This is a genomic window from Pseudomonas sp. H11T01 (assembly GCF_048515765.1).
Lineage (GTDB): Bacteria > Pseudomonadota > Gammaproteobacteria > Pseudomonadales > Pseudomonadaceae > Aquipseudomonas.
Window position 1 is genome coordinate 147942 of record NZ_JBLYED010000006.1, and the last position, 21453, is coordinate 169394.

Here is a 21453-nt window from a genome sequence, read left to right on the forward strand (position 1 = left end):
TGTTCTCCTTAGTACGCGGACGCGTTGTCGACTTTGAAGTTGTACAACTGACGGGCCGAGCCGTAGCGTTTGAAGGCTTTCGGGTCAGCGGTGAAACCGGCTTGATCCAGCAGCTCTTTCAGCTCGACAAGATGTTCGTCGCGCATTTCTTTTTCGATGCAATCGGAACCCAGCGACTGCACGCTGCCCTGCACGTAGATCCGGGTTTCGTACAGCGAATCGCCCAAGGCATCCCCGGCATCGCCGCAGACCACCAGGCGCCCGGCCTGGCCCATAAAGCAGCTCATGTGACCGATGCTGCCGCCGACCACGATGTCGATGCCTTTCATGGAGATCCCGCAACGGGCACCGGCGTCGCCCTCGATCACCAACAGACCACCATGGGCGGTAGCACCGGCCGCCTGCGAGGCACTGCCCTTGACCCGCACCGAACCGGACATCATGTTTTCCGCCACGCCGGTGCCGACGTTGCCGTGCACGGTGATGTGGGCTTTTTTGTTCATGCCCGCGCAGTAGTAACCGGCGTGGCCCTGGATATCGATGAACAGTTCCTGGTCAACGCCGACCGCAAGGTTGTGCGCGCCGTTGGAATGGGTCACCACCCACTCCGCATCACTCAGTTGCTTGGCCTGGTCGTGCAGCCCCTGATTGAGTTCGCGTACTTCACTGACAGATAGATCGATAGTTTTCATAACGGGGCTCCTCAGGCGCTTTTGCGTTCCCAGATGTACATGGTGGATGGCGCCGGTTCCCAGACCTTGGCGTGCTCGATGCCGGGCAAGCTCGAAAGCGCCTGGTATTCCGAAGCCATGGCAACGTAGTCGTCAGTTTCGGCAAGGATCGCCGGCTTGCAGGCAATCGGATCGCGGATCACCGCGAAACCATTGCGGGTGCCAATGGCGAAGGTGAAGAAGCCGTCGAGGTCTTCCAGCGCGTGATCCAGCGCCACTTTGAGCGAGTCGCCCTGTTGCAGGCGCCAGGCCAGGTAGCCGGCGGCGACTTCAGTGTCATTCTCGGTCTGGAACACGATGCCCTGACGCTTGAGTTCCTGGCGCAGGCGGAAATGGTTGGACAGCGAGCCGTTGTGCACCAGGCACAGGTCGGCACCGGTGGAAAACGGGTGGCTGCCTTCCATGGTCACCGCGCTTTCGGTGGCCATACGGGTGTGGCCGATGATGTGGCTGCCCTTCATCCCGGCAAGGTTGAAGCGCTCGGAGATTTCCTTGGGCAAGCCCATGCCCTTGAGGATCTCAATGCTTTGCCCGGCGCTCATGATGCGTACGCCCGGTGCCAGTTCAGCCAGTGCACTGCGCACGTCGGCTTCTTTGGCGGTGGTTTTCAACACCACGGCGCTGGCGTTCTGAAACCAGTTCACGGACTGGCCGAGACGGCCTTCCAGCGCGCCCATCAGGGCACTGAAGTCAAAACCGGGCACCGTGCTTTGCAAGGTCAGCTTGACCGAGCCATTGGCTACTTCATCGCCATAAATGGCAAAGCCGGCGCTGTCCGGGCCACGGTCGGTCATCGACAGCAGCATGGGTTCGAAGAGTTTGCCGAGCTGGGATTCCAGCGCTGGATTCTTCAAGTACAGACCTACGATTCCGCACATACATTTCTCCTACTGGGCAGCCGGTTCCTCGGTCAGAGGAGCCGGGAATAAAAGCCGGGTTTTTAAAAACAGTCGTTTAGAAAAATTCGGTGTAACGCTGGATCTCCCAATCGGAGACGTGGCGGCTGTACTCGACCCATTCCATGCGTTTGAGGTCGATGAATTCGTCGACGATTTCGCGTCCGAGTTTTTCCCGGAACAAGGGGTCGGCCTCCAGCGCGTCACAGGCTTCCTTGAGGCTCTGCGGCAAGGTGGCGATGCCACGGCCGGCGATTTCTTCGAGGCTCAGGGAGTAGAGGTTTTCATTGCACGGCGGACCTGCTTCCAGCTTGCGGTCGATGCCGTCCAGACCGGCGGCGATGATCGCGGCGCTGACCAGGTACGGGTTGCAACCGGCATCCGGCAGGCGGAATTCGAGGCGACCGTAAGGGACACGAACCATCGCTGAGCGGTTATTGGAACCGTAGGCAACGAACGCCGGGGCCCAGGTCGAACCCGAGAGCGAACGGCCGACAACCAGGCGTTTGTAGGAGTTGACGGTCGGTGCGGCGAAGGCACACAAGGCCGGACCATGGGCCAGCAGGCCGGCGGCGAAGTGATAGGCCATTTTCGACAGGCCCATGCCGCTCGAGTCGCTGGCGTCATGGAACAGGTTCTTGTTCACCGCGTCGGCGATCGACAGGTGAAAGTGCATGCCGTTGCCCGCACGCTTGGGGTCAGGCTTGGGCATGAACGAGCAGATCATGCCCAGGTCGTTGGCGACTTCACCGGCGGCCATGCGGAAGAAGGTGAAACGATCGGCCGAGGTCAGCGCGTCGCTGTAGGTGTAATTGATCTCGAACTGGCCGTTGGCGTCTTCGTGATCGATCTGATAGATGTCGAAATCGACTTTTTGCAGGGCTTCGGTGAGGTTTTCCAGGAACTGCCGCGAACGTGACAGGCCTTTGTAGTCGTAGCAGGGTTTGTCCAGGTTATCGCTGGCATCAACGCTGCATAGCTTGCCTTCGGCATCACGGCGGAACAGGCTGAACTCCGGTTCCAGGCCGGTATTGAGGGTCCAGCCACGAGCCGTCAGGCGTTCCACCTGACGCATCAATACGTAGCGCGAATCGTAAGGGTGCGGCTCGTTGTTGACGTGGCCGACGCAGACGATGCGCCCGTAACCCGGTTGCCAAGGCACCGCGGTCAAGGTGCTCAGATCGCCCTTGGCCATGAAGTCCGGGCCGTGGGGTTGCATGCCCATGCCGCAGATGGCGAACCCGGCAAAGCCGGCGCCACTGTCGATCACCGTCTGCAGCCCGGAAACCGGTACCGACTTGGTTTTGGCCGAGCCGTGAATATCCACGAACTGGGCCAGCACGTATTTGATTTTGTGCTCATCGATGATTCGTTGTGTATCTGTGGGCAACATCACATATGACTCCTCGAGCAAGGCAAGACAGCGGGATTTGCTTCGAGGGTCGGCTGAAGTCGTTAACGATTGCCCAGTGCTAGAATTCAGCTGAGCGAGACCTGAAGCCAACCCGATTATTCTCACAATGAAACTTACTTTCCTAATGAGAATGCAATTGCCTTGCCAGATTTGCTTTCAGATAGCCACTCGACAGCGCCTTGCGCTCGCAAACACTGGAGTTTCAAGGGTTCGCCAGGGAAATGAGTGTCGCGAGGATCAAACTTCAGACATGCTGGAACCGCTCAGACTGAAAAAGTGGCGGCTGGCAGCAAGGGTGTATCGCACATTCATAGTGCGAAATTTATATTCATGACCGGAAATGAAGCATGAACAAAGTGATTTCCACCGAGGCCGAACCACGCTTGAGGCTCGAGCAGTATCTGGGGATGCAGATCAAGCGGCAGCGTCAGTTGCAGGAATTGAAGATCGCCGACGTTGCGCAACTGGCCGGTATCAGCCAGGGTATGCTCAGCAAGATCGAAAATGCCCAGGTGTCCACCAGCCTCGATACCCTGAGCCGCCTGTGCGACGCCCTCGGTATGCCGATGTCGAAATTGTTCAGTCAGTACGACCAGCAAGGCAGCGGCGCCCTGCTGGTGCGCAAGGGCGAAGGGATGCAAGTGGTGCGTCGCGGCACCGAGAAAGGCCACACCTATCACCTGCTCAACCACACTCGTGGGCCGAAGAAGACCTTCGAGGCCTACATGGTCACCATGGATGACGCCAGCGAGGAGTTTCCGACCTTCTCCCATCCGGGTACCGAGTTTCTCTATCTGCTCAAGGGCGAGATCGTTTATCGCCATGGCAACCAGCTCTATCACATGAAAGCCGGCGACAGCCTGACCTTCGATGGCGAAGTCCCTCATGGCCCCGAGCAATTGGTGAAAGTGCCGATTAATCTGCTGTCGATCATGAACTATGGGGACGATTGATAGCGTTCGCAGCGTCAGTGACACCGTGTGGCCCCGTTCGCGGGAAAAAGTCAGAGCTAAAATATTCGGTGTCACCAAAGATCTCAGCTCTGACTTTTCTTAACCGATCCGACATCAGGGCAAGGCATCACGATACAACATCCAGAACAACCCTCCCCCTTGTCCCACTCCCTCCCCCCTCGCAAAAAAAACCAAAACAACGCTGGACGGCGTTTTTTATTTCACCTATAAAAAGCGCCACAGGAATATTTTATTCGTGCAGTGAATTTTTATTCAGCAATGAATTAAATCCCCACCGATGAATATTCAACGACTTCACAGCCCCCTTAGCCTGTATGTCACCCTTGCGAGGACCCGTAATGAGTACCGAACCGGACCACTTCATTTTCAAGATCAGCTGCCCGGCGACGTCGGGTATCGTCGCCGCCGTGACCTCCTTTCTCGCCAATAACCGCTGCTACATCAGCGAACTGGCGCAGTTCGATGACGAGGAAACCGGTCAGTTTTTCATGCGTGCAGTCTTTCGCTTCAACAGCGGCGTCACGGGTGACATCGAGGTCTTGCGCCGGGACTTCGATGAAGTGGCCGCCGCGCTGAACATGGACTGGCAATTGCACGCCGTCGCCCAGCCGATGCGCGTGTTGATCATGGTCAGCAAATTCGACCACTGCCTGACCGACCTGCTGTACCGCCATCACAAAGGCGAGATGGACATGCAGATCACCGCCATCGTCTCCAACCATCTGGAGTTGCGGCACATGGCCGAACGTGAAGGCATCCGGTTCATCTACCTGCCGGTGACCAAGGACACCAAGGCCCAGCAGGAGGCCGCATTACTGAAGATTGTCGAAGAGACTCAGACCGAGCTGGTGGTGCTGGCGCGGTACATGCAAATCCTCTCCGATGACCTGTGCAAGCAATTGTCGGGCCGGGCGATCAATATCCATCACTCGTTCCTGCCCGGCTTCAAGGGTGCCAAGCCCTACCATCAGGCCCACCAGCGCGGGGTGAAACTGATCGGCGCCACCGCGCACTACGTCACCTCGGACCTGGACGAAGGCCCGATCATCGAGCAGGAAGTGCAACGGGTCGATCACGCCTACAAGGCAGACGATCTGGTGACTATCGGCCGCGATACGGAAACCGTCGCGCTGTCTAAAGCAGTCAAATACCACCTGCAACACCGGGTGTTCATCAATCGCGAAAAAACGGTGATCTTCCGATGAACAGTTCTATCCAAATCGCCCGCGACATCGACGGCAAAGCCATCGCCTCCCAGGTGCTCAGCGAGGTCGCGGCCGAAGTCCGTGAACTGGCGCAACAGCAGGTCACGCCGACGCTGGCCGTGGTGTTGGTCGGTGAAGACCCGGCCAGCCAGGTCTATGTGCGCAACAAGATTCTGCGGGCCAAAGAAGCCGGGATTCGTTCGCTGGAACAGCGTTTGCCGGCCACCACCAGCCAGACGCAATTACTGGCGGTGATTGCCGAGCTGAACGCCGACCCAACGGTCAACGGGATTCTCGTGCAGCTACCGGTGCCAGCGCATATTGACGAAAGCGCGGTGATTCAGGCGATTGACCCGATCAAGGATGTCGACGGTTTTCATCGGGAGAACGTCGGTGGTCTGGTTCAGGGCCAGGAAGTTCTTACGCCGTGTACGCCTAGCGGTTGCATGCGGTTGTTGTACGACACCTGCGGCGACCTGAGCGGCAAGCATGCGGTGGTGATCGGGCGCTCTAACATCGTGGGCAAACCCATGGCGACCCTGTTGTTGCAGGCCCACTGCTCGGTCAGCGTGGTGCATTCGCGTAGTGTCGATGCCGCAGCCCTGTGCCGCCTGGCAGACATTGTGGTCGCCGCCGTCGGCCGTCCGCAGATGATCGATGCCAGTTGGCTGAAACCCGGCGCGGTGGTGATCGATGTCGGCATCAACCGCATCGAGACCGAGCACGGCAGCCGTCTGGTGGGCGATGTCGATTACGCCAGCGCCCGCACCGTCGCCAGCGCCATTACCCCGGTGCCCGGTGGGGTCGGCCCGATGACCATTGCCTACCTGCTGAAAAACACTGTGATCGCCACCCGCCTGCAACTGCAACGGGCTGCTGACTCGCCTGCCGCTCAACCACCGATCCAGGAGGCGTGATGCCCTTTAATCTTTTGAAGTACGGCCTCTCCTCCGAGTACACGGCGGAGATGGACCTGCCACCGCCCAAGGAACTCAAGTCTTCCTACGATGTGGTGATCATCGGTGGTGGTGGCCATGGTGTGGCGATTGCCTATTACCTGGCCAAGTACCACGGCATCACCAATGTCGCGGTGCTGGAAAAGTCCTATCTGGGCGGTGGCAATACCGCGCGTAACACCGCGGTGATTCGCTCCAACTACCTGACCAGCGAAGGCGTGCGTTTCTACAGTGAGTCGGTGAAGTTGTTCAAGGACCTGTCCAACGAATTCGACTTCAACATCATGTACTCCGAGCGAGGCCAGCTGACCCTGGCCCACACCGACGCAACGGTCCGGGCTTTTCGTCAACGCGCTGAAGTGAACAAGCATTTCGGTGGCCGTACGGAAATGATCGACCGCCAGCAGATTCGCGAGCTGGTGCCGAGCCTCAACCTAGACCCCGGCCACCTGCCGGTCCTGGCTGGCCTCTGGCATATCGACGGCGGCACCGCTCGTCATGACGCCGTGGCCTGGGGCTACGCCAAGGGTGCGGCGCAACGCGGGGTGGAAATCCATCAGCTGACCGAAGTCCAGGACCTGATCATTCAGAACGGCCGGATCACCGCGGTGAAAACCAATCGCGGCACCATTCAATGCGGCTGTGCGGTACAAGCCGTGGCCGGGCACAGTTCGTTGATGGCCAAGAAGGCCAAGATCGAAATGCCCATCGTCTGCTATCCGCTGCAAGCCATGGTGACCCAGCCGTTCAAACCGTTCCTCGATCCGCTGGTGAGTTCCTCGGCGTTGCACTGTTATGTGCAGCAGACCAGCCGTGGCGAAGTGGTGTTCGGCGGCGGCTCCGACCCCTACCCGCTCTACAACACCCGCTCGACCCTGGACCTGAAGGAAAGCCTGATCTCTGCGGCCATCGAGATGTTCCCGTTCCTGGCCAACGCCAAGCTGATGCGCCAGTGGGCCGGGATCACCGACATGACCCCCGATTACAGCCCGATCATGGGCCTGTCGCCGGTCGACAACTATTACCTGGACGCCGGTTGGGGCACCTGGGGCTTCAAGGCCACGCCGATCTGCGGCAAGACCATGGCCGAACTGGTCGCCTCCGGCGGCAAGGTTCCGGACCTGATCAAACCTTTTGGCCTGGAACGCTTCTCGACCTTCCAGCAAGTCAACGAGATGGGCGCGACTGCGGCCAGTCACTAAGGGGCAATCCAAATGAAAGTCATGAATTGCCCGCTGAACGGGCCGCGCAACATCACCGAGTTCACCTACGGCGGCGAGTTCAAGGACATGCCCGACCCGGTGACCTGCAGCGACGCCCAATGGGCCCATTACGTATTCAACAGCGAGAACGCCGCCGGCGTGGTTCGCGAGTGGTGGATGCACAACGCGTCGAGCTACTGGTTCCTGGCCGAGCGCCACACCGTCACCGACGAAATCCTGCGCACCTTCGATGCCCGCGAAATCTACAACCAGCGCGTCGAGTTCAGCCCTGCGGAGCACAGCAATGAGCCAGCCTGATTCCACCTTTGAAAGCCGCTTGCCGCTGCCCATGGGCCTGCTGATCGATCGGCTGCGGCCGCTGGTCTTCAACTTCGACGGCAAACCCTATTCCGGCTTTGCCGGTGACAGCATCGCCAGCGCCCTGCTCGGCAATGGCCGTTATTTGCTCTCGCGCTCGTTCAAATACCACCGCCCACGCGGCCCATTGACCATGGCCGGGCAAGACGCCAACACCCTGGTGCAACTGCCGGACGAGCCCAATGTGCTGGCCGATACCCACTGGCTGCAGGCCGGCGTCGAGGTCAGCGGGCAAAACTATTCGGGCTCGCTGGACAATGACCGGGATGCATTGCTGGGTAAGTTTTCGCGGTTCATGCCGGTGGGTTTTTACTACCGCTCGTTCTACAAGCCCAAGGGCATGTGGAAAATCTGGGAACCGCTGATTCGCAAGAAGGCCGGGCTGGGCATCCTCAACCTGAACTTCAAACCGGAGTATTACGACAAGGCTTACCTGTTCGTCGATCTGGCGGTGGTCGGCGCCGGGCCCGCCGGTTTGCAGGCAGCGCTGACTGCCGCGAATGCCGGGGCCAAGGTATTGCTGATCGAGCAACAGCGTCTATTGGGCGGCGCACTCACCTATGCACGCTTCGACGTGCAAGGCGCGCAGGCCGATGACGTGCGCCAGACCTTGGTGGATGCGGTCAGCCAGCACACGAACATTCAGATTCTCACTGAAGCCACCTGCAACGGCTGGTTCACCGACAACTACCTGCCGGTGATCAAGGACAAGCGCATGTACAAAGTGCGCGCCAGCCAATGCATCATCGCCTCGGGCGCGTTCGATCAGCCGGTGATTTTTCGCAACAACGACCTGCCCGGCGTGATGCTGTGCAGCGCCGCGCAACGCTTGATGAAGCTGTACGCGGTCAAACCCGGCAAACGCGCGGTGGTCCTGACCGGCAACGACGACGGTTATCGCACCGCACTGGACCTGCTGGAGCAAGGGGTTGAAGTCGCCGCCGTGGTGGACATGCGTAACGGTGCCGACGATGGTCGCCTCAGCGCCGAGCTCAAGCGCCTGGGCGTCACCGTGCACCTGCAGCACACTGTTTATGAAGCCTTGCACAGCAAGGGCATGCGCCACATCAGCGGCGTCGATATCCGGCGCATCACGGCCCGTGGTGAAGTGGGCAAGGAACGTCTGCAACTCGATTGCGACCTGCTATGCATGACCGCTGGTTACATGCCGGTCTATCAACTGGCCTGTCAGGCCGGTGGCAAGTTGGCGTACGCCGACCCGGTGGCGGAATTCGCCATCACCGGCCTGCCGAAAAACCTCGCCATCGCCGGTTCCGTGAACGGTCGTCATCTGCTGGAAAACGTACTCAAGGACGGCGCCAAAGTCGGCGCACAAGCAGCGCTGGCCTTGGGCCTGGCCGTAGAGCATCAGGAACAGCCGCTGAGCCCGGAACAACGGGTCAACTTCGACTGGCCGATCTTCCCGCACCCGAGCGGCAAGGAATTTGTCGATTTCGATGAAGACCTGCAAATCCGCGACATCATCAACGCAACCCGTCACGGCTATCGCGACGTGCAGTTGGTCAAACGTTTTTCCACCGTGGGCATGGGGCCTTCCCAAGGTCGGCACTCGGCACTGCCGACGGCGCGCCTGGTGGCTGCGAGCACCCAACGCACGGTCAGCGAAACCGGTGTGACCACGGCTCGCCCGCCGTTCGAAGCGGAAAAACTGGCGCATATCGCGGGGCGTAGTTTCGACCCGATCCGGCGTACCGCGATCCATCAACGTCATCTGCAGGCCGGGGCGAAAATGATGCCGGCCGGTAACTGGCAGCGTCCGGCTTACTACGGCTTCAAGGATAAAAACGGACAACCGGCCAGCCGTGAACGCTGCATGCAGGAAGAAGCCTGCCATGTGCGTAAAAGCGTTGGTCTGATCGACGTCTCGACCCTCGGTGGCCTGGACATTCGCGGCCCGGACGCCGCTGAACTGCTGGAGCGGATGTACACCTTTGCGTTCGCCAAGCAACCGATCGGCCGCACCCGTTATGCGTTGATGACTAACGAGCACGGCGTGGTGATCGACGACGGCGTCTGCGCACGGCTGGCCGACCAGCACTTTTATGTCACGGCCACCACCAGCGGCGTCGACCGTATCTATCAGTCGATGCTCAAGTGGAATGTGCAATGGCGGCTGAACGTCGATATCGCCAACGTCACCGCCGCCATCGCGGCGGTCAACCTGGCCGGGCCTGATTCGCGCAAAGTGCTGGAGAAGGTCTGCGCTGATATCGACCTCTCGCCTGACGCCTTCCCCTACTTGGGTGTGCGTCAGGGCACGGTGGCCGGGATCGCCGCGCGGGTGATGCGGGTCGGTTTCGTCGGCGAGCTGGGGTATGAAATCCATGTGCCGGCGCGTTATGCCGAATACCTCTGGGACACGCTGATGGACGCCGGACGTGAACATGGCATTCGTCCGTTCGGCGTCGAAGCCCAACGTCTGCTGCGGCTGGAAAAGGGCCACGTGATCATCAGCCAGGACACCGATGGCATGACTCACCCGGCGGAAATCGACATGGGCTGGGCGATCTCGCGCAAGAAGCCGTTCTTCGTCGGCCGGCGCTCCGTGGACATCCTCGAAGCCCAGCCGCTCAAGCGCAAACTGGTGGGTTTCACCTTGCCCAAAGGCAGCAGCCAACCGCTGGAAGGTCATCTGGTGCTCAAGGGCCCGGACATCAGCGGCAACGTCACCTCCTGCGAATACTCGCCAACCCTGGGCATGATCATTGGGCTGGCCTATGCCGCCGTCGATCAGAGCACGCCGGGGCAGCAGATTCCGATTCGGGTGGAAGGCGCTGAAGTGGTACAGGCCACGGTGGTCAAACTGCCGTTCTTCGATGTCGATAGCACACGCCAGGAGCAGTGAGCATGGTCACCGCACAAGATTTTCGCGAGCGCAGTCCGCTCTACGTGTTGCAGGAAAACGCCCAACTGGCACGTCTGGGCGACAGCCTGATCGTCAGCCGTTACGGCGATCAAGACGAAACCGCGCAGTTGGCGAGCTGCGCCCTGCTCGACCTGAGCAATCTGGCGCGGGTCGGCTTTCGGGGTGCCGATGCCGCTGCGCATTTGCTCGCGCAGCGCTTCGAATTGCCGAGCACGCCAAACCGCTGCGTCGTGCAGGCCGATGGCGGCAGTGTCGCGCGTCTTTCCCAGACCGAGTATTTCCTGCTCGGCAGCTTGCAGGACGCGGGCGCCCGGCTTCAGAAACTCGAAGATCAGTGGCAGCTGTCCGCCAGCGCCTGTTACCTGCTGCCGCGTCAGGACAGCCACGCCTGGCTGGTGTTGACCGGCGAACACGTCAGCGCGGTGATGGCCAAGGTCTGCGGCGTCGACCTGCGACAAAAGGCGTTCGCAACGGGGGCAGTGGCGCAGACGTCGGTGGCGCGCATGAGCGCGATCATCATCAATGCCTCGCAACCGGACCTGCCGCTGTTCCACATCCTCTGTGACCGGGCTTCGGTGCAGTATTTGTGGGGTGCGTTGCTGGATGCGATGCAGGAGTTTGGTGGGAAGCCGGTGGGGATTGATGCGGTGTTGGCGTGAATGAAGTTTGCCTGAAGGTTTTCTGTGTCTGATACACCGTCTTCGCAGGCAAGCCAGCTCCCACAGGTTATGTGCCGATCACCCTATCCGGGTCTGACGCAGATCCAATGTGGGAGCAGCCGGTCGACGCTCGATTGCCTGCGAAGGCCATCACGCGGTGTGTCAGGTATGACGCCCTTCCGAAAGCCTACAAGGAGATTCCATGAACAGCATCGAAGAGCCCACCACTGATAGCGACTACCGTGTCCCGGCCCTGCAGCGGGGGCTGTGGATTCTGCAGTTGTTCAGCAGCACCGAACGGGTGCTGAGCATGAACGATATCGCCGAGCGCCTGGCGCTCAGCGTGTCGTCGATTTACCGCATCGTGCAGACGCTCAATGGCATGGGCTATCTGAAGAAAGTCGGGAAAAACACCTATGAACTTGGCCCGCAGGTGATCGCCAATGGCTTCACCTACCTGGCCAGCCGCGATCTGGTGGACGTCGCGATCCCACACCTGAACACCTTGCGTGACCGCAGCTCGCTGTCCTGTCACCTGACCGTGCGCGAGCAGACCGATAGCGTTTACATCTACCGGGCTTTCGCCTCCCAACGCTTGTCGGTCAACGTGCCTGTCGGTACACGCATTGCCTGCCATTGCACGGCAATGGGTCGGGTGTTGCTCAGCGATTTGAGCGACGCCACCCTGGTGAGCCTCTATCAGCACGTACGGCTGGACGACTACCCGGCGCCCGCGCCCAAGACCTTGCCCGAGTTGCAGGAGATTGCCGCGCAAGACCGGCAACTGGGCTGGGTGCTGCACCGCTCCGACTACTCCACGGCCATCGCCACCGGTATTCGCGGCCACCGTGGCGAGGTGATTGCGGCGATCAACCTGTCCGGCCCGGATGCGATCATGGATTCCCCGGAGAATCGTGAACGCTTCAAGAATATGTTGCTTGACAGTGCGCGGATGATCTCTGTTGAGATGGGTTTCAAGGTTTAAACATCAGGTCTTAGCCCGAAGCCTGGGCGCCCCCAAAAAGATCGCAGCCTGCGGCAGCTCCTACGGGATTTGTGCTCATTCAGGATAAGCACGGAGCCCTTGTAGGAGCTGCCGCAGGCTGCGATCTTGGCGATCTAGCAGGCGCCGAAAGGCTCCGATTTACGTCGAATTACTGTGCATTTCTCTTAACTGACCAACCCTGGGCCTGCCCTCACCCCACTCTCCGCATCCACGGAATCGCACCCGCCGCATTCCTCTACTTTCCCCTGCCCACCCTACCTTCCGTCGCCTGCCCTTTCGACGAACTTGCAGCTGACGCTTGCATACACAATATTATGGTATACCATCATACGACAAACACATTCCCTCTCTCATACGGAGTCGCTCATGAGTTTCGAAATTCGCAAGATCGTCAGCTACGTGGAAGAAACCTTCATCGAAGGCGGCAAGGCCACTGACAAACCCGTGACCATGGTCGGCCTGGCCGTTGTCATCAAGAACCCATGGCTGGGTCGTGGTTTTGTCGAAGACCTGAAACCGGAAATTCGTGCCAACTGCTCCGATCTGGGGGCTTTGATGGTCGAGCGCCTGGTGGCCACGATTGGTGGTGCAGACAAGATCGAGGCTTACGGTAAAGCCGCCGTGGTCGGCGCCGATGGCGAGATCGAGCACGCTTCCGCGGTGATCCACACCCTGCGCTTTGGCAACCACTACCGCGAAGCGGTGAAAGCCAAGAGCTATCTGAGCTTCACCAACAAACGCGGTGGGCCGGGCACCTCGATCCAGATTCCGATGATGCACAAGGACGACGAAGGCCTGCGTTCGCACTACATCACCCTGGAAATGCAGATCGAAGACGCGCCGCGCTCGGATGAGATTGTCGTCGTCCTCGGTTGCGCCAACGGCGGTCGCCTGCACCCACGCATCGGCAACCGCTACATCGATCTGGAAGAACTGGCCGCCGAGAAAGCCCAGTAACTCATAAGATTTGCAGGAGCGATCCATGATTCGGCTCAGCGCTGAACTCACCCCGGCCGGCACCAGTTATCTGGCGACCGGCCAAGGCCAACCCGTGGTATTGATCCACGGCGTGGGCCTGAATAAAGAAATGTGGGGCGGCCAGATCGTTGGTCTCGCTCCCCACTATCGGGTCATTGCCTATGACATGCTCGGGCATGGCGCCAGCCCGCGCCCGGCATCGGGTACCGGGCTGCTCGGCTATGCCGACCAGTTACTGGAATTGCTCGAACACTTACAACTGCCACAAGCCACGGTGATCGGCTTCTCCATGGGCGGGCTGGTGGCGCGAGCCTTCGCCTTGCATTACCCGCAGCATTTGCTTGGGCTGGTGGTGCTCAACAGCGTGTTCAACCGTAGCGCCGAACAGCGCGCCGGGGTCATCGAGAGGACCGCCCAGGCCGCCGAACATGGCCCGGATGCGAATGCCGAAGCCGCACTGTCACGCTGGTTCAGCCGCGAATATCAGGCAGCCAATCCGGCGCAGATCGCAGCGATCCGCCAGACCCTGGCCGGCAATGACCCGCAAGGTTATTTGACCACCTACGAGTTGTTCGCCACCCAGGACATGTACCGCGCCGAGGACCTGGGCAGCATCCAGGTGCCGACCCTGATCGCCACCGGCGAACTGGACCCCGGTTCCACGCCGCAAATGGCCCAGCAATTGGCCGAACGGATTCCCGGTGCGCAAGTGGCCGTGCTCCACGAGCAACGGCATATGATGCCGGTAGAGTCGCCGCGCCTGGTCAATCAGGTGCTGCTGGACTTCCTCAACACGGCGCAAGCCCGACAAAATCAAATAAAGGGGATCGTTGCATGACACTCGCACGCTTCCAGATGTGCATCGATGGGCAATGGGTCGATGCCCTCTCCGGCAAGACCTTCGAAAGCCTCAACCCGGCGCTGGCCCAAGCCTGGGCCGAACTGCCGGACGCTGACGAAGCCGATGTCGAGCGCGCCGTACAGGCCGCGCAAAAAGCTTTCGAAAGCCCGGCCTGGCGCGGTTTTACCGCCACTGCCCGTGGCAAATTGCTGCGCCGTCTCGGTGATCTGATCGCCGAGAACAAAGAGCAACTGGCGCAATTGGAAAGCCGCGACAACGGCAAACTGATCCGCGAGACCCGCGGTCAGGTCAACTATTTGCCCGAATTCTTCCATTACACCGCAGGCCTTGCCGACAAGCTCGAAGGCGGCACCTTGCCGCTGGACAAGCCCGACCTGTTTGCCTACACGGTGCATGAACCGATGGGCGTGGTCGCTGCGATCATTCCCTGGAACAGCCCGCTGTACCTGACCGCGATCAAACTGGCGCCGGCCCTGGCGGCGGGCAATACCATCGTGATCAAACCGTCCGAACACGCCTCGGCAACCATTCTCGAACTGGCGCGTCTGGCCCTTGAAGCCGGCATTCCAGCGGGTGTGGTCAACGTCGTCACCGGCTACGGACCCAGCACCGGCGCGGCCCTGACCCGCCATCCACTGGTGCGCAAGATCGCCTTCACCGGCGGCGCGGCGACCGCTCGCCATGTAGTGCGCAGCAGTGCCGAGAACTTTGCCAAGTTGTCGCTGGAGTTGGGCGGCAAATCACCGAACATTATCTTCGCCGACGCCGACCTCGACAGCGCAATCAACGGTGCCATCGCCGGCATCTATGCCGCTTCCGGGCAGAGCTGCGTGTCGGGTTCACGACTGTTGGTGCAGGACGAGATCTACGACGAATTCGTCGAGCGTCTGGTGGAACGCGCCAAGCGCATCCGCATCGGCAATCCCCAGGACGACACCAGCGAGATGGGCCCGATGGCCACCGCCCAGCAACTGGCCGTGGTCGAAGGTCTGGTGGCCGACGCCATCGCCGAGGGCGCCCATCTGCGCCTGGGTGGCAAGCGCCCGAAAATGGACAGCGACGGCTGGTTCTACGAGCCGACCCTGTTCGAATGCGACCGCAACTCGATGAAGATCATGCAGGAAGAAGTCTTCGGCCCGGTCGCGTCAGTGATCCGCTTCAAGGACGAGGCCGAGGCGCTGGCCATCGCCAACGACTCGCAGTTCGGCCTCGCGGCCGGCATCTGGACCCGCGACCTGGGCCGCGCCCACCGGCTGGCGCGGGACGTGCGCTCCGGGATTATCTGGGTCAACACCTACCGCGCAGTCTCGGCCATGGCGCCGATCGGCGGCTTCAAGAACAGCGGCTACGGTCGCGAGAGCGGCATCGATTCGGTGCTGGCCTATACCGAGCTGAAAACGGTGTGGATCAACCTCTCGTCGGCACCGATGCCCGACCCCTTTGTCATGCGTTGAGGATGGCCCGAAATGATCGAACCAGGCATCTATAAAGAAGTGATGGCCTCCTTCCCCTCCGGGGTCACGGTGGTCACCACCCTCGACCCTGAGGGTGGCATCGTCGGTATCACCGCCAGCGCCTTCAGTGCGTTGTCGATCGACCCGGCGTTGGTGCTGTTCTGCCCCAACTACGCGTCCGACACCTACCCGATCCTGCGCGACAGCAAACGCTTTGCGATCCATTTGCTCTCGGCGGATCAGCAGGCATTGGCCTACGCCTTCGCCAGCAAAGGCAAGGACAAGACCAAAGGCATCGAATGGCACCTGAGCGAGCTGGGCAACCCGCTGCTCAACGAGGCCACGGCGATCATCGAGTGCGAGCTGTGGCGTGAATACGATGGCGGCGACCACGCCATCATCGTGGGTGCGGTGAAGAACCTGATCCTGCCCGAGCAGCCGGTCACGCCGATGATCTATCACCGAGGCAAGCTGGGCCCGCTGCCCACCCTCGGCTGAACACTTTTCTTCAGGGCCGCACGCCACCACCAAGGTGCGGCCCCTTTTTATTTTCGGGAGCCGGCATGACCCCAGCAGCCTCGCAACTGTTCCGCCAGCAGGCCTACATCAATGGCCAATGGTGCGACGCCCAGGACGGCAGCCGCCAAGCCATTTTCAACCCGGCTAACGGTGAAGTGATCGGCCATGTGCCGAACCTCGGCGCCGCGCAGGCTCGCGCAGCCATTGCCGCTGCCAATGCCGCATGGCCGGCCTGGCGTGCAAAAACCGCCAAGGAGCGCAGCACCCTGCTCAAACGCTGGCACGCCTTGATGCTGGAAAACGCCGACGCCCTCGCCGAGATTCTCACCCTGGAACAAGGCAAGCCTCTGGCCGAAGCCAAGGGTGAAATCCTCTACGCCGCGAGTTTCATCGAGTGGTTCGCCGAAGAAGCCAAACGCATCTACGGCGACACCATTCCAAGCCACAAGGGTGACGCGCGAATCGTCGTCAGCAAAGAGCCGATCGGCGTTGTCGCCGCCATCACACCGTGGAACTTCCCGGCAGCGATGATCACCCGCAAGGCCGGCCCGGCGTTGGCCGCCGGTTGCCCGTGCATCGTCAAACCAGCACCGGAAACCCCGTTCTCGGCGCTGGCCATGGCCGCGCTGGCGGAACAGGCCGGCATTCCGCCAGGGATTTTCAATGTCATTACCGGCGATGCCGTGGCGATTGGCGCCGAGCTGACCAGCAGTCCAGAGGTGCGCAAGCTGTCCTTCACCGGTTCCACGGCCATTGGCAAATTGCTGATGGCCCAATGCGCCTCGACGTTGAAGAAAGTCTCGCTGGAACTGGGCGGCAATGCGCCGTTCATTGTGTTCGACGATGCCGACCTTGAGCGTGCCGTCGAAGGCGCGTTGATCGCCAAGTTCCGCAACGCCGGCCAAACCTGCGTCTGCGTCAACCGCTTCCTGGTGCAGGACGGTATCCACGATGCCTTCATCGCCCGCCTCGCCGAGCGTGTACGTGAACTGAAAGTCGGCGATGGTTTCGAGGACGGTGTCAGCCAGGGCCCGCTGATCAACGAGCGCGCAGTGGCCAAGGTCGAGGACCATGTGCAGGACGCTCTGGCCAAAGGCGCCCGACTACTGTGCGGTGGCGAACGGCATGCCTTGGGCCATGGTTTCTTCCAACCCACGGTGCTCGCAGACCTGACCCCACAGATGAAAGTCGCCACCGAGGAAACCTTCGGCCCGTTGGCTGCGGTGTTCCGTTTTACCAGTGAAAGCGATGCCCTGCGCATGGCCAACGACACCGAGTTCGGCCTGGCCGCCTATTGCTACACCCGTGATCTGGGCCGTGCATGGCGCATGAGCGAAGGTCTGGAGTACGGCATGGTCGGCATCAACGAAGGACTGATTTCTACCGAGGTCGCACCCTTCGGCGGCATCAAGTCGTCAGGCCTGGGCCGCGAAGGCTCGAAATACGGCATCGACGATTACCTTGAACTCAAATACACCCTGATGGGTGGGCTTTGATCCGGCAGGAGCGATCCAGTATGAACAACGAGAAATACCAGAAAGGCCTGGCCATCCGCACTCAGGTGCTGGGCCAGGACTATGTGAACAAATCGATTGAGAACGCCGACGACTTCACTCGCCCCCTGCAGGAAATGGTCACCGAGTACTGCTGGGGTCATGTCTGGGGCCGTGAGGGCTTATCGCTTAAAGAACGCAGCATGATAAACTTGGCCATGATTTCGGCACTCAACCGGCCACATGAGCTCAAGCTGCATGTACGCGGCGCCTTGCGTAACGGTCTGAGTCGTGAACAAATACGAGAGATCCTGCTTCAGGTAGGCATCTACTGCGGTGTTCCCGCAGCCGTAGACAGTTTCCGACTCGCCCGTGAAGCATTCGCCGAAGCCGACGCCGAGGCATCCAGTTAATCACTGGCTGTTTAATCCGACCGGAGCACTGATGATCGATGCGATCGAAGTGCTCTTTTTACATGGACAGCCACACTCAGAGCGGACCCGATGAAACGCCTGCCACTTGACGACAGCTTCAAGGTCAATCGCAACCCCGTTACCCTGCGCGAAATCGTGCTGGATAAACTGCGAAGCGCCATTATGAACTTCCAGCTGCTGCCGGGAGACCGTCTGGTCGAGCGGGACCTGTGCGAACGCCTGGGCGTCAGCCGCACCTCCGTGCGTGAAGCCCTGCGCCACCTGGAGTCCGAAGGCCTGGTGGAGTTCGCCGATGCCAAGGGCCCGAGCGTCGCCATCATCACCCTGGAAGATGCCTGCGATATCTACGAGCTGCGTTGCGTGCTCGAAGGCCTGATCGTCCAGCTGTTCACCCTGCGGGCCAAGGCCAAGGATATTCGCGCACTGGAAAAAGCCCTCGAGGAAAACCGCAAGGCCCTCAAGGACGGCGAATTGCAGCAAGTGCTCGATTCGGTACAAGGCTTCTACGACGTGCTGCTGGAAGGTTCGGGCAACCACGTCGCGGCCACCCAGCTGCGCCAGTTGCAGGCCCGCATCAGCTACCTGCGCGCCACGTCGGTGTCTCAGGAAAACCGTCGCAGCGTCAGCAATCAGGAAATGGAGCGCATCGTCGAGGCGATCAAGAGCGGCGATCCACTGGCGGCGCATCAGGCCTCGGTCGATCACGTCCGGGCTGCCGCGAAAGTCGCGCTGGACTACCTCAAGCTCAAACAGAACGAGACCGACAAGGTGCGTGACATCGTCTCGCCGATCGTTCTGAAAGAACCGCGCATAGGTCGCTGATCATGCCCATCCCGCGCTTCTGCCCGCAATGCGGTAGCGGAGACCTCGGTCTCCAGCAACCGCAAGGCGATACCCATGAGCGCTTGATGTGCCGCGGCTGCGGTTACATCCACTACGTCAATCCGAAGATCATTGCCGGCTGCATCATCGAGCAGGATGGCAAGTACCTGCTGTGCCAGCGCGCGATCCCGCCGCGCCCCGGCACCTGGACCCTGCCCGCCGGCTTCATGGAAAGTGGCGAAACCACCGAACAGGGAGCCCTGCGCGAAGTCTGGGAGGAGACCGGGGTGCGGGCGGAAATCGTCTCGCCCTACTCGATCTTCAGCGTGCCGCAGATCAGTGAGGTCTACATCATCTTCCGCGCCATCGCAGTGGAGGACACCGGTCAATACGGCCCGGAAACCCTCGACTGTCGTTTTTTCGCGCCCGAAGACATTCCCTGGGACAGCATCTACTACCCGGCCATCCGGCAGATCCTCGAACGCTATATCGAGGAACGCCAGGCGGGCGTCTACGGCATCTACATGGGCAACGATGACAGCGGCAAAATCCACTTCATCCGCTGACCGAACCGCCGAACCTCAGGCTTCAACCCCTTCGACAATGATCACTTCAGCCTTGGCCGCGCCTTGGCGGTACTGGCACGCCTGCTGATATTCCGCCGAGCGGTAGCACGCCTGTGCCTGCTCGAAAGACTCGAATTCAATGACTACGCTGCGTTGCGGCGTCGCCCTGCCCTCCATCGCCTCGGAACGCCCGCCACGGGCCAGCAGCTTGCCGCCAAACAGCGCAAAGGCTGCGGGGGCGCGCTGGGTGTATTGAACGTATTGATCCGGGTCGGTGACATCGACGTGTGCAATCCAGTAAGCCTTCATAGCGACCTCGTTATTTCGATTTAATTTGTATTATGGTATACCATAAACACGAACCTTCAACCATTCGCGACACAGAGAGCCCGAGCATGGCCTTCAACAGCATCGAAGAACTTATCGAAGATTACCGTCAAGGCAAGATGGTTTTGTTGGTCGACGATGAAGACAGAGAAAACGAAGGCGACCTGCTGCTCGCCGCCGACCGCTGCACCGCCCAGGCGATCAGCTTCATGGCCCGTGAAGCGCGGGGCCTGATCTGCCTGACGCTGACGGACGAACATTGCCAGCGGCTGGGCCTGGAGCAGATGGTGCCGAGCAATGGCAGCGTGTTCAGCACCGCGTTCACCGTGTCCATCGAAGCCGCCACCGGGGTCACCACCGGCATCTCCGCCGCCGACCGCGCCCGCACCGTCGAGGCCACCGTAGCGGCCACGGCCACCGCGCAAGACCTGGTGCAACCGGGACACATCTTTCCGCTACGGGCCAAGGAAGGTGGCGTGCTGACCCGCGCCGGGCATACCGAGGCCGGTTGCGATCTGGCGCGACTGGCCGGTTTTACCCCGGCCTCGGTGATCGTTGAAGTGATGAACGATGACGGCACCATGGCCCGGCGACCGGACCTTGAGATTTTTGCGGCCAAACACGGCATCAAGATCGGCACCATCGCCGACCTGATCCATTACCGACTCAGCACCGAACACACCGTGACCCGCATCGGCGAGCGCGAACTGCCGACGGTTCACGGCACCTTCCGCCTGATCAGCTATGAGGACAAGATCGAAGGCGGCGTCCACATGGCCATGGTCATGGGCGATATTCGTCGCGACGACCCGACGCTGGTCCGCGTGCACGTGATCGATCCGCTACGCGATCTGGTCGGCGCTGAGTACACCGGGCCGTCGAACTGGACGTTATGGGCGGCACTGCAAAGAGTCGCCGAAGAAGGTCGCGGCGTCGTGGTGGTGCTGGCCAATCACGAATCCTCCCAGGCGCTGCTTGAGCGGATCCCGCAGTTGACCCAACCGCCTCGGCAGTACACCCGCTCGCAATCGAGGATCTATTCCGAAGTCGGTACCGGGGCACAGATTCTGCAAGACATCGGCGTCGGCAAACTGCGGCATCTCGGGCCGCCGCTCAAGTACGCAGGTTTGACCGGGTACAACCTGGAAGTGGTGGAAAGCATTCCGTTCACCGGCTGAGCCCACTACGGAATATGGGCATGACGCGCTTTTCTACGCATCCGCCTCAGGAAAATTCCGGCAGCTCTTGCGCTTTGCCATCTGCTCGGCGGTCGGACGCTCGTCGACAAACACCGGCGGTTTGTCGGTGTAGATCTCCAGAAAACCCCAGTGCAGGTCCGCCTCGGTCTGGCCCGGCTGGGGCGGGTTTAACCACCACACTTCACGACTGATCAGTGCCATCGATTCACCCCACTCGCTTACGTGCCGCTTAACTATAGCGACTCCCGCGAGGATCCCCCCGCAGAGTCGCGTGGCGGCTTAACTGAGAACGATCCTGGCGATCTGATACGCAAAAAATATCGCCATCTGCTGACAATCGGTAAGGCGAAGCCCTTGCCAAAAGTTTGGAATACCATAATATGATATTCCATAGGCCGGACAGTTTGTCAGGTGCACCCGCCAGGGACAGCACACAACAACAGCCCCTGACACGGTCGATGTTCAAGGCTCCGATGGACCTACTGCTCCCG

At 60.5% G+C, this 21453-nt stretch carries 22 protein-coding genes; 17 read left to right on the forward strand and 5 right to left on the reverse strand.

Translation table 11 applies throughout. From position 1 onward, the window contains the following. Positions 1-8: 8 nt before the first annotated feature. The 3 genes from ACN1C3_RS10140 to glnT form a co-directional block, all read right to left on the reverse strand. Positions 9-692 (reverse strand): protein glxC, encoded by a 684-nt coding sequence (locus ACN1C3_RS10140; protein WP_419115675.1) that lies wholly within the window; start codon positions 690-692, stop codon positions 9-11. Positions 693-703: 11 nt separating this feature from the next. Beyond that, positions 704-1609, reverse strand: coding sequence for a class II glutamine amidotransferase (locus tag ACN1C3_RS10145; protein ID WP_419115676.1), 906 nt, complete (start codon positions 1607-1609; stop codon positions 704-706). A gap of 76 nt (positions 1610-1685) precedes the next feature. Then, positions 1686-3020 carry a type III glutamate--ammonia ligase gene (glnT, locus tag ACN1C3_RS10150; protein WP_419115677.1) on the reverse strand — a complete coding sequence of 445 codons (1335 nt, stop codon included), beginning with the start codon at positions 3018-3020 and terminating at the stop codon, positions 1686-1688. A gap of 380 nt (positions 3021-3400) precedes the next feature. Here glnT and ACN1C3_RS10155 point away from each other — a divergent pair, with 380 nt between their 5' ends. From ACN1C3_RS10155 to ACN1C3_RS10230, 16 genes are all read left to right on the forward strand, one after another. After that, positions 3401-3994, forward strand: coding sequence for a helix-turn-helix domain-containing protein (locus ACN1C3_RS10155; protein ID WP_419115831.1), 594 nt, complete (start codon positions 3401-3403; stop codon positions 3992-3994). Between the two features lie 359 nt (positions 3995-4353). Further along, positions 4354-5220, forward strand: coding sequence for a formyltetrahydrofolate deformylase (gene purU, locus ACN1C3_RS10160; protein WP_419115678.1), 867 nt, complete (start codon positions 4354-4356; stop codon positions 5218-5220). Beyond that, positions 5217-6137: a bifunctional methylenetetrahydrofolate dehydrogenase/methenyltetrahydrofolate cyclohydrolase FolD gene (gene folD, locus ACN1C3_RS10165; RefSeq protein WP_419115679.1), complete on the forward strand. Its 921-nt coding sequence runs from the start codon at positions 5217-5219 to the stop codon at positions 6135-6137. The genes purU and folD overlap by 4 nt, the downstream gene beginning before the upstream one ends. Then, the gene (locus tag ACN1C3_RS10170; protein WP_419115680.1) at positions 6137-7378 is read left to right on the forward strand and encodes an FAD-dependent oxidoreductase; all 1242 of its coding nucleotides are present in this window, start codon (positions 6137-6139) and stop codon (positions 7376-7378) included. Before folD ends, ACN1C3_RS10170 begins: the two co-directional genes overlap by 1 nt. A gap of 12 nt (positions 7379-7390) precedes the next feature. Further along, complete coding sequence (locus ACN1C3_RS10175) at positions 7391-7696, forward strand: sarcosine oxidase subunit delta (RefSeq protein ID WP_419115681.1); 306 nt, start codon at positions 7391-7393, stop codon at positions 7694-7696. Next, a complete protein-coding gene (locus ACN1C3_RS10180; RefSeq protein WP_419115682.1) occupies positions 7683-10622 on the forward strand; it encodes a 2Fe-2S iron-sulfur cluster-binding protein in 2940 nt (979 codons plus the stop codon). Before ACN1C3_RS10175 ends, ACN1C3_RS10180 begins: the two co-directional genes overlap by 14 nt. Before the next feature lie 2 nt (positions 10623-10624). Then, positions 10625-11302 carry a sarcosine oxidase subunit gamma gene (locus tag ACN1C3_RS10185; protein WP_419115683.1) on the forward strand — a complete coding sequence of 226 codons (678 nt, stop codon included), beginning with the start codon at positions 10625-10627 and terminating at the stop codon, positions 11300-11302. Between the two features lie 202 nt (positions 11303-11504). Further along, positions 11505-12287 (forward strand): IclR family transcriptional regulator, encoded by a 783-nt coding sequence (locus ACN1C3_RS10190; RefSeq protein ID WP_419115684.1) that lies wholly within the window; start codon positions 11505-11507, stop codon positions 12285-12287. Positions 12288-12674: 387 nt separating this feature from the next. Beyond that, positions 12675-13265, forward strand: a complete 591-nt coding sequence (locus ACN1C3_RS10195) for an amino acid synthesis family protein (protein WP_419115685.1) — start codon at positions 12675-12677, stop codon at positions 13263-13265. Between the two features lie 25 nt (positions 13266-13290). Then, positions 13291-14124, forward strand: coding sequence for an alpha/beta fold hydrolase (locus ACN1C3_RS10200; RefSeq protein WP_419115686.1), 834 nt, complete (start codon positions 13291-13293; stop codon positions 14122-14124). Then, on the forward strand, positions 14121-15602 hold the full coding sequence (locus ACN1C3_RS10205; protein ID WP_419115687.1) for an aldehyde dehydrogenase: 1482 nt from the start codon (positions 14121-14123) through the stop codon (positions 15600-15602). The genes ACN1C3_RS10200 and ACN1C3_RS10205 overlap by 4 nt, the downstream gene beginning before the upstream one ends. A gap of 12 nt (positions 15603-15614) precedes the next feature. Further along, positions 15615-16100 (forward strand): flavin reductase family protein, encoded by a 486-nt coding sequence (locus ACN1C3_RS10210; protein WP_419115688.1) that lies wholly within the window; start codon positions 15615-15617, stop codon positions 16098-16100. A 65-nt stretch (positions 16101-16165) separates the two neighbouring features. Then, on the forward strand, positions 16166-17617 hold the full coding sequence (locus ACN1C3_RS10215; RefSeq protein ID WP_419115689.1) for an NAD-dependent succinate-semialdehyde dehydrogenase: 1452 nt from the start codon (positions 16166-16168) through the stop codon (positions 17615-17617). 20 nt (positions 17618-17637) lie between these two features. After that, positions 17638-18027, forward strand: a complete 390-nt coding sequence (locus ACN1C3_RS10220; protein WP_150807566.1) for a carboxymuconolactone decarboxylase family protein — start codon at positions 17638-17640, stop codon at positions 18025-18027. A 90-nt stretch (positions 18028-18117) separates the two neighbouring features. Beyond that, the gene (locus tag ACN1C3_RS10225) at positions 18118-18870 is read left to right on the forward strand and encodes a GntR family transcriptional regulator (RefSeq protein WP_419115690.1); all 753 of its coding nucleotides are present in this window, start codon (positions 18118-18120) and stop codon (positions 18868-18870) included. Positions 18871-18872: 2 nt separating this feature from the next. Next, the gene (locus ACN1C3_RS10230) at positions 18873-19436 is read left to right on the forward strand and encodes an NUDIX hydrolase (RefSeq protein ID WP_419115691.1); all 564 of its coding nucleotides are present in this window, start codon (positions 18873-18875) and stop codon (positions 19434-19436) included. Between the two features lie 15 nt (positions 19437-19451). Here ACN1C3_RS10230 and ACN1C3_RS10235 read toward each other — a convergent pair whose 3' ends face one another. Further along, entirely contained in the window at positions 19452-19745 is a 294-nt protein-coding gene (locus ACN1C3_RS10235) for a DUF1330 domain-containing protein (RefSeq protein WP_419115692.1), read from the reverse strand. A gap of 86 nt (positions 19746-19831) precedes the next feature. Between ACN1C3_RS10235 and ribBA the strand changes: the two genes are divergently transcribed. Then, positions 19832-20941, forward strand: a complete 1110-nt coding sequence (gene ribBA, locus ACN1C3_RS10240; RefSeq protein WP_419115693.1) for a bifunctional 3,4-dihydroxy-2-butanone-4-phosphate synthase/GTP cyclohydrolase II — start codon at positions 19832-19834, stop codon at positions 20939-20941. Positions 20942-20974: 33 nt separating this feature from the next. Here ribBA and ACN1C3_RS10245 read toward each other — a convergent pair whose 3' ends face one another. Then, the gene (locus tag ACN1C3_RS10245) at positions 20975-21163 is read right to left on the reverse strand and encodes a hypothetical protein (protein WP_419115694.1); all 189 of its coding nucleotides are present in this window, start codon (positions 21161-21163) and stop codon (positions 20975-20977) included. Between the last annotated feature and the right edge of the window lie 290 nt (positions 21164-21453).

Coding starts and splice junctions, on each gene's coding strand:
- ACN1C3_RS10230 (WP_419115691.1), top strand. CDS start 18,873: ATGCCCATCCCGCGCTTCTGCCCGCAATGCGGTAGCGGAGACCTCGGT.
- ACN1C3_RS10235 (WP_419115692.1), bottom strand. CDS start 19,745: ATGAAGGCTTACTGGATTGCACACGTCGATGTCACCGACCCGGATCAA.
- ACN1C3_RS10205 (WP_419115687.1), top strand. CDS start 14,121: ATGACACTCGCACGCTTCCAGATGTGCATCGATGGGCAATGGGTCGAT.
- ACN1C3_RS10215 (WP_419115689.1), top strand. CDS start 16,166: ATGACCCCAGCAGCCTCGCAACTGTTCCGCCAGCAGGCCTACATCAAT.
- ACN1C3_RS10200 (WP_419115686.1), top strand. CDS start 13,291: ATGATTCGGCTCAGCGCTGAACTCACCCCGGCCGGCACCAGTTATCTG.
- ACN1C3_RS10210 (WP_419115688.1), top strand. CDS start 15,615: ATGATCGAACCAGGCATCTATAAAGAAGTGATGGCCTCCTTCCCCTCC.
- purU (WP_419115678.1), top strand. CDS start 4,354: ATGAGTACCGAACCGGACCACTTCATTTTCAAGATCAGCTGCCCGGCG.
- ACN1C3_RS10180 (WP_419115682.1), top strand. CDS start 7,683: ATGAGCCAGCCTGATTCCACCTTTGAAAGCCGCTTGCCGCTGCCCATG.
- folD (WP_419115679.1), top strand. CDS start 5,217: ATGAACAGTTCTATCCAAATCGCCCGCGACATCGACGGCAAAGCCATC.
- ACN1C3_RS10245 (WP_419115694.1), bottom strand. CDS start 21,163: ATGGCACTGATCAGTCGTGAAGTGTGGTGGTTAAACCCGCCCCAGCCG.
- ribBA (WP_419115693.1), top strand. CDS start 19,832: ATGGCCTTCAACAGCATCGAAGAACTTATCGAAGATTACCGTCAAGGC.
- ACN1C3_RS10220 (WP_150807566.1), top strand. CDS start 17,638: ATGAACAACGAGAAATACCAGAAAGGCCTGGCCATCCGCACTCAGGTG.
- ACN1C3_RS10225 (WP_419115690.1), top strand. CDS start 18,118: ATGAAACGCCTGCCACTTGACGACAGCTTCAAGGTCAATCGCAACCCC.
- ACN1C3_RS10175 (WP_419115681.1), top strand. CDS start 7,391: ATGAAAGTCATGAATTGCCCGCTGAACGGGCCGCGCAACATCACCGAG.
- glnT (WP_419115677.1), bottom strand. CDS start 3,020: ATGTTGCCCACAGATACACAACGAATCATCGATGAGCACAAAATCAAA.
- ACN1C3_RS10145 (WP_419115676.1), bottom strand. CDS start 1,609: ATGTGCGGAATCGTAGGTCTGTACTTGAAGAATCCAGCGCTGGAATCC.
- ACN1C3_RS10185 (WP_419115683.1), top strand. CDS start 10,625: ATGGTCACCGCACAAGATTTTCGCGAGCGCAGTCCGCTCTACGTGTTG.
- ACN1C3_RS10190 (WP_419115684.1), top strand. CDS start 11,505: ATGAACAGCATCGAAGAGCCCACCACTGATAGCGACTACCGTGTCCCG.
- ACN1C3_RS10170 (WP_419115680.1), top strand. CDS start 6,137: ATGCCCTTTAATCTTTTGAAGTACGGCCTCTCCTCCGAGTACACGGCG.
- ACN1C3_RS10195 (WP_419115685.1), top strand. CDS start 12,675: ATGAGTTTCGAAATTCGCAAGATCGTCAGCTACGTGGAAGAAACCTTC.
- ACN1C3_RS10140 (WP_419115675.1), bottom strand. CDS start 692: ATGAAAACTATCGATCTATCTGTCAGTGAAGTACGCGAACTCAATCAG.